This is a genomic window from Hyunsoonleella aestuarii (assembly GCF_006148925.1).
Taxonomy (GTDB): domain Bacteria; phylum Bacteroidota; class Bacteroidia; order Flavobacteriales; family Flavobacteriaceae; genus Algibacter_D; species Algibacter_D aestuarii.
Genome location: NZ_VAWB01000002.1, coordinates 581,669 through 588,459 on the forward strand (window position 1 = coordinate 581,669; position 6,791 = coordinate 588,459).

The 6,791-nt window shown below is 33.3% G+C and carries 6 protein-coding genes; 2 read left to right on the top strand and 4 right to left on the bottom strand.

Annotated features, from left to right (window positions below):
* Position 1 precedes the first annotated feature (1 nt).
* On the top strand, positions 2-583 hold the full coding sequence (locus FEF17_RS12320) for a MiaE family protein (protein WP_139002695.1): 582 nt from the start codon (positions 2-4) through the stop codon (positions 581-583).
* Here FEF17_RS12320 and FEF17_RS12325 read toward each other — a convergent pair.
* The 4 genes from FEF17_RS12325 to FEF17_RS12340 form a co-directional block, all read right to left on the bottom strand.
* Positions 580-1,110: a porin family protein gene (locus FEF17_RS12325; RefSeq protein ID WP_139002696.1), complete on the bottom strand. Its 531-nt coding sequence runs from the start codon at positions 1,108-1,110 to the stop codon at positions 580-582. The genes FEF17_RS12320 and FEF17_RS12325 overlap by 4 nt on opposite strands.
* 100 nt (positions 1,111-1,210) lie before the next feature.
* Complete coding sequence (locus FEF17_RS12330) at positions 1,211-2,116, bottom strand: Ppx/GppA phosphatase family protein (RefSeq protein ID WP_139002697.1); 906 nt, start codon at positions 2,114-2,116, stop codon at positions 1,211-1,213.
* Position 2,117: 1 nt separating this feature from the next.
* Positions 2,118-4,181, bottom strand: coding sequence for a polyphosphate kinase 1 (ppk1, locus tag FEF17_RS12335; protein ID WP_139002698.1), 2,064 nt, complete (start codon positions 4,179-4,181; stop codon positions 2,118-2,120).
* Positions 4,182-4,308: 127 nt separating this feature from the next.
* Positions 4,309-4,797 carry a SixA phosphatase family protein gene (locus tag FEF17_RS12340; protein WP_139002699.1) on the bottom strand — a complete coding sequence of 163 codons (489 nt, stop codon included), beginning with the start codon at positions 4,795-4,797 and terminating at the stop codon, positions 4,309-4,311.
* Positions 4,798-5,257: 460 nt separating this feature from the next.
* On the opposite strand from FEF17_RS12340, the gene FEF17_RS12345 reads away from it, so the two are divergent.
* A partial coding sequence (locus tag FEF17_RS12345) for an HYR domain-containing protein (protein ID WP_139002700.1) occupies positions 5,258-6,791 on the top strand: 1,534 nt, incomplete at its 3' end.

Consider the following 6,791-nt stretch of genomic DNA (forward strand, 5'->3'; position numbering starts at 1 on the left):
GATGCTCGGACTAAAACTACCAACAGACCCTCGATGGGTTAATATCGTAGAGAAAAATATTGAAGAAATCCTTACAGATCATGCCTTTTGTGAGCAGAAAGCAACAAGTACGGCTATTTCTTTAATAGTTAGTTTTCCAGAATACACCGACCTTGTTCAAGAAATGGTGGCTCTGGTAAAAGAGGAGATTAGTCATTTTAAAATGGTTCATGACAAAATTATAGAAAGAGGCTGGACACTTGGACGTGACAGACGTGATGACTATGTTGTACAATTAGTTAAGTTTTTTCCAAAAGGAGGAAGTAGAACAACACAGCTTGTACACCGCTTATTATATGCAGCCTTAATAGAAGCCAGAAGTTGTGAGCGTTTCCGATTACTTTCGGAAGAATTAAAGGATAAAGAACTCGCCGTATTTTACAGAAAACTAATGGTTAGCGAAGCCAATCATTACACCATGTTCTTAGGTTTTGCAAGAAAGTATGGAAATAAAAAAGAAGTTGATACCAAATGGCAGCAACTTCTTGATTATGAATCTGAAATTATATCAAATCTCGGGAAAACCGAGGCTATTCATGGTTAAAATTTGAAACCAAATCCAAACTGAATATTTGAATTAGTAGCTTCTCTACCAACATTATCTTCAAGAATATTAGCCAAACCAACGGTGTAGCGTGCATCTAGAAATAATTGATGAGACAACTTAAACTCAATACCTCCAACGCCTGAATACGCGAAGTTTTTTACGCCATCTTCATATTCATGAACTTTAATGCCTACTTGAGGACCAGCTCCAATATGGAATTTTTCACTTAATCTAAATTTAAATAACACGGGTACTTGAATATAATCTAATCTTAATTGTTCGTCTTTTCCTCCTTCAGAAGAAAATTGAATTTCTGGCATTAAGGAAATCCCTTTAGAAAGCCCATATTCGCCAAAGAAACCAATCATAAGTCCGTTTCTATGTTTGTTTTCAAAATTAGCATCTGGTTTAAAATCTAAATTAGAAATATTTAAACCTGCTCGAACACCGTATTTTGTACCTTGGGAAAATCCATAAATGGTTGAAAAACCGATAAGTACAGCTAAGAGTAATGTTTTTTTCATGATAAATAGGTTTGGGTTACTGTTTAATAGCAAACAATTATGCAGCGAATATATATTTTTTACTTAAAAAAAGTACATTTTAAAGGTGAATTGCAAAATTTTACTGTGTATTGCTAGAAACTGTATCATAATATATACTTTTTATAATACCATCTGCTAAACCAATTTTGGGTACATAAATATTTTTTGCACTGCTCCATTTCATTGCAGAAAGATAAATTCGCATAGCAGGAATTATAACATCGGCTCTATCTTGGTTTAAGGCTAATTCTGTTATACGCTCTTCATATGAATACGTTTGGAGCATGTTATAATAAGAGGTCATATAAAAATACGACAGTGGTTTTCCCATCGCCTTGCCAGAAACTTTAAAGATTTTATTAATGTTTCCACCAGATCCTATAACATCTATTCTATGGTAGCCTCTAGCATTTGCTCCAATCCAGTCCTGTAAATCTTGCCAAGTTTCTTTTTTTACCATATCATTCAATAGTCTCACAGTTCCTATTTTAAATGAACGAGAAGCTACATGATTTCCTCTATGAATAACTGTAAACTCTGTACTTCCTCCGCCTACATCTACATATAAATATGTTTTATTAGGGTCTATATATTTATTTAAGTCTGTGGCGGCAATTATAGCTGCCTCCTCTTCTCCATCAATAACATCAATACTTACACCAGCGTGCTGCTTTACTAATTCTACAACCTTATCCCCATTAGCAGATTCACGCATTGCAGATGTTGCGCAGGCTTTATATTTAACTACTTTATGGGATTTCATTAGTAATTTAAAAGCCAACATAGTATCTAATATGCGTTGGGTATTTTCTTTAGAAATTTTATTCTTAATAAAAACGTCCGCACCCAAACGAATTGGAACCCGAACTAAAGAGTTCTTTTTAAACTGAACAGGTTGCCCTTTCTGTTCTATAATATTTGAAATAAGTAATCTAACGGCATTTGACCCAATATCTATTGCGGCATATTTTTTTATAGAAAGCATACTAATTTTTTAGTTGATTTTGATAATACTCATACAAAGCAAATTGAGATCTCACCTTTTCTTTATTGTCCACTTTATAAGCATTATCTTGTGAGGCGCTTAAAACTCGAGCCTTCACATTATCGCTCCAGCAAATACTAAAATTATCTATAATTTGTTGTTTAATGGCTTCATCATAAATTGGGCAACTCACCTCTACCCTATTGTCAATGTTTCTAGTCATCCAGTCCGCCGAAGATATATAAATTTTATTATCATCATTATCACCAAAAATATACAGTCTTGAGTGCTCTAAAAATTTATCTACAACACTTATTACTTCTATATTCTCACTCATTCCTTCAACACCAGGAATCAAACAACAAATACCACGAACAATCATTTGTATTTTTACTCCTGCTCTACTAGCCTCATAAAGTTTATCAATCATTTTATAGCTAGAAATACTATTCATTTTTAAACGAATAAATCCATTACCATGAAGTCTTTGCTTTTCAATTTCCTTATCAATTAGCTTAAAAACAGAACTTTGAGTATAGTGAGGCGAAGTTATTAAATGCTTGTAAGTGTAAATTCTATAATTCGTCTCAAAAAAGTTAAATATTTTATTAACATCTTTTAAAATACTTTGATTTGCAGTAAATAAAGTATGGTCGGTATAAATTTTAGCCGTAGATTCATTGAAATTACCTGTGCTAATAAATCCATATCGTTTTAACTTTTTACCTTCCTCTCTTTCAATAACACACATTTTACTATGTACTTTTAGACCTGCAACACCAAAAATAAGATTAACACCTTCTTCTTCCATTTGTTGAGCATAATCAATATTTGCCTGTTCATCAAATCGGGCTCTAAGTTCTATTGAAACAGTTACAGTTTTACCATTAATAGCGGCATTAATTAAAGAACTTGCGATATGTGAAATCTGGGCTAAGCGATAAATTGTAATCTTAATTGTCTTTACCTTAGGATCTAGAGCCGCTTCACGCAAAAACTTGACTACATAAGAAAATGTTTGGTATGGAGCATAAAGTAAATAATCCTTTTCTGCTATGGCACTAAAAATACTAGATTCGAAACTCAGCCCTTTTACTGGTAAAGGTTCTATTTTATCATAGAGTAAATCGGTTCTGCCCAAGCTTGGGAAATTCATATAATCTCTCCTATTATGGTAACGACCACCAGGAATAATACTATCGGTATCATCAATACCCATTTTGGTCATTAAATACTCAAGTGTTTCATTATCAATAGTTTTATCATAAACAAAGCGAACAGGCTCACCAATTTGACGATGTTTAACACTATCTGAAATTTTTTCAATAAAACTTTTACTTAAATCACTTTCAAAGTCTAATTCAGCATCTCGCGTAATTTTTATCATGTGTGCCGAAACACTTTTATATTCAAAAATGTTAAAAATATCAGCTAAACAATAACGAAGCAAATCATCTATCATTATGATATAGCTTTTATCGCCTTGTTTGGGTAATTCAACAAATCTATTGACCGTTTTAGGGATTTCTATCAAAGCAAACTGCTTTCCGCCATCTACCAAAGACATCTTAACTGCTAAGTAGGCACCACTATCCTTTAAGTTTGGCAGTCTAACATTTTCATTTAATATAATGGTAACAAGAGCTGGACTTACCTTTCTAATAAAATAGCGCTTGACAAAATCGTGTTGATTAGTGCCTATTTGGTTTTCATCAATAATGTAAATATCTTCTTTGTCCAGACAAGTTTTGATATTATTTAAAACTTCTAAACTTTCACTTTGCTGTTTTATTACTATTTGGGTTATAATCTCAAGTAGTTCTTTTGCTTTTATTCCACCAAGCTCACTTTTACCTCCTTTACCTGCCTCAACAATCCGTTTCACCGTTGCGTACCTAACCTTAAAAAACTCATCCAAATTATTCGAAAAAATACCTAAGAAACGTAACCTTTCAATAAGAGGTACACTTTCGTCTGAAGCTTCCTGGAGCACTCTAGCATTGAATTGTAACCAACTAATCTCTCTATTTATATATCTATTATCCGCGGTGGGGCTTGGAGTCATTCCTTCTAATTTTTGTGATTCACAAATATATTGTAATTGGTTATAAAATATAAGTTAAAATGAAATTGATTCTTAAATTTTTAAAATTAAATCTATATAAAATAATTGTAAGTTAAGTTGAAATTAATCATACTTTTAGATCTTTAGGAAACAGAGTCGTTAGCGTCTTTCCAGGCTTTAAATCGCTCCAGTCGTTAATATCAAATTCGATTATTACAACACCACATGTTGGAACATTCTCTACATATTTATCTCCATAGGTATTTACAAATGCAGTAATGGCATGATTATGTCCAAATATCATGAGTCTGCTAATGTTCGCATCACAGCTTTTAATAACGTTTATCAAATCATAACCTGAAAAATCATACAATTCATGTTTATATTGAATTATTTCAGGTTTCAATTGCAACGTTTTAATAAACTGATCTGCAGTTAGTTTCGTTCTATTTGCATCACTAATCAAGACGCTGTCCGGGTTTAGCGCTTTATCTGCTAGGTAATTTGAAACTAACATAGAATCAGACTCACCACGATTATTTAATGGCCTTTCATGGTCTATTACATTGTGCTTCCAAGACGATTTAGCATGACGTATTAAAATTAATGTTTTCATAATTTGTCGGTAAAAGGTTAATTTTTATCGATAAAATGTTGTTTTTCTCGATAAAAAGATTTTTATTTGCTTATTATAATGATGAATGTATACACTTTTATGTAACTAAAATAAATGAATTATGGATTAAAAAAGGCTTAATTACTATGGATTTAGAAATCTGTAGTCGTTAAATCATACAAATTACACGATTAAACGAGATAGAAACACCTCTTGTCGACTTTTTGAGTGATTTAACATATTTTTTTGAATTAATAATAACATATACGTTGTTTTGTTGTAGCTATTAACTGAAAGATGACCCCAAATCTAATTTCACATACAAAGTTCTTGACGCCATTATTGGCTGTCTTTCCCTCATTACTTTTTAATAATAACGAAACGTGCATGGATAGCAATGACGCTATGCCATCATTTATATATTTAAAAGTTGCTAAAGTCAATACAAATCTACAAGCTTATGAAAACTAATACTTATAAGGTTTTTCAAAATTTCGCTGCTATACTTATATTCTTTGGAGTATTTGGCAGTTACGGACAGGATAATTCCTGTATAATACTAGACAATTGTCCGGCTGACATTACAGTTTGCGCTGATGCAAATATGGATGGAAGTAGTGGACCGCCTTTTGATGGTGCAATTATTAACTGGAATACCCCTGATGTTTCTCAGACCTGTTCAGGTGGGACAGGAAACGGTAACTTTAACATGCTGTTTGAGTTAAATGAGCAATTATTAACAGAAGATTGTTGGGATTTTAATTATATTTCTCGTGTTGGTACAGATGGAGGTTACGTTAAGCTTTTCTCTGGTAATGATGGGGATGGTGACGACAAGTCTAAAATACAAACGCCCTTTCTAATAATAGAAGATGATACAACTGTCTCCATTGATGTAGAGTACTCCAATGGAAATTATGATGTGCAATTGTTTCTAGTTGGTGGTTTAGATAATTTTGGGAATCCTTATCCAGATGTCCAATTAAGTGCTCAAACTGTTAATGCGGGTCAGGCAACTTATTCTTGGAATGCTGACTTCGATTCTGGCGATGGTAGTGTAACTGGAGTAACAGGAGTTTATAGACTGCTATTTGTTTTTAGCTACACTGGTTCTAAACCAAATAATGCTAATCAAGGCGATACAGTAATCGCTATAGAAGGTTTTTTAAGTGATGATGGATGTTCTGCTGGTATTGATTTTACGGTATCAGCTCCTAATCAAGGATATTACCCTATTGGAGTTCATGATTTGGAATATGTTGCTACTTATACTTCTCCTTCTGGAGAAATAATTACAAAGTCTTGTTCATTTACAGTTACCGTTGTTGGTCTCCAAGTAACAGCTACAGGGACAGATGTTTCATGTTCTGGAGAAACAGATGGACAAATTACAGTGCAAGGTTCGGGTGGTATCAATGGCTATATTTCAGGTTATGTACTTAGGAATTCTAGTAATCAAGTAATAGGAATTTATTCCATGCCTGTAAATAATCCTAATCAAACTCATACATTCACTCCGGAGAACACTGGTCAACCTATTGGATCTGGTACTTATACGATTGAATATGATCAGTCAATTACTGGAATAGGAGTTTGTCAAGCTACTACTACAGTTGTTATTGGCACTGACCCTGACACTACTCCACCACACTTTAGCTCATGCCCTTCAGATATAACAGTAAGTAGTGATGCCAATCTTTGCAGTGCCATCGTTAATTGGATAGGACCAATTGCTGGTGATAATTGTGATATTGCCTCAATAACGAGTAATTTTAATAGTGGTTCTACGTTTCCTTTGGGTACAACTACTGTTACTTATACTGTAACTGACGGTGTTGGTCTTACAGGTACTTGTTCATTTGATGTTACTGTAGAAGATAATGTTGATCCTACTGCTATCTGTCAAGATATTACAGTACAACTTGATGCTTCTGGTAATGCGAGTATTACAGCAGCTCAAATTGATAATGGTTCTAATGATGCTTGTGGTATTC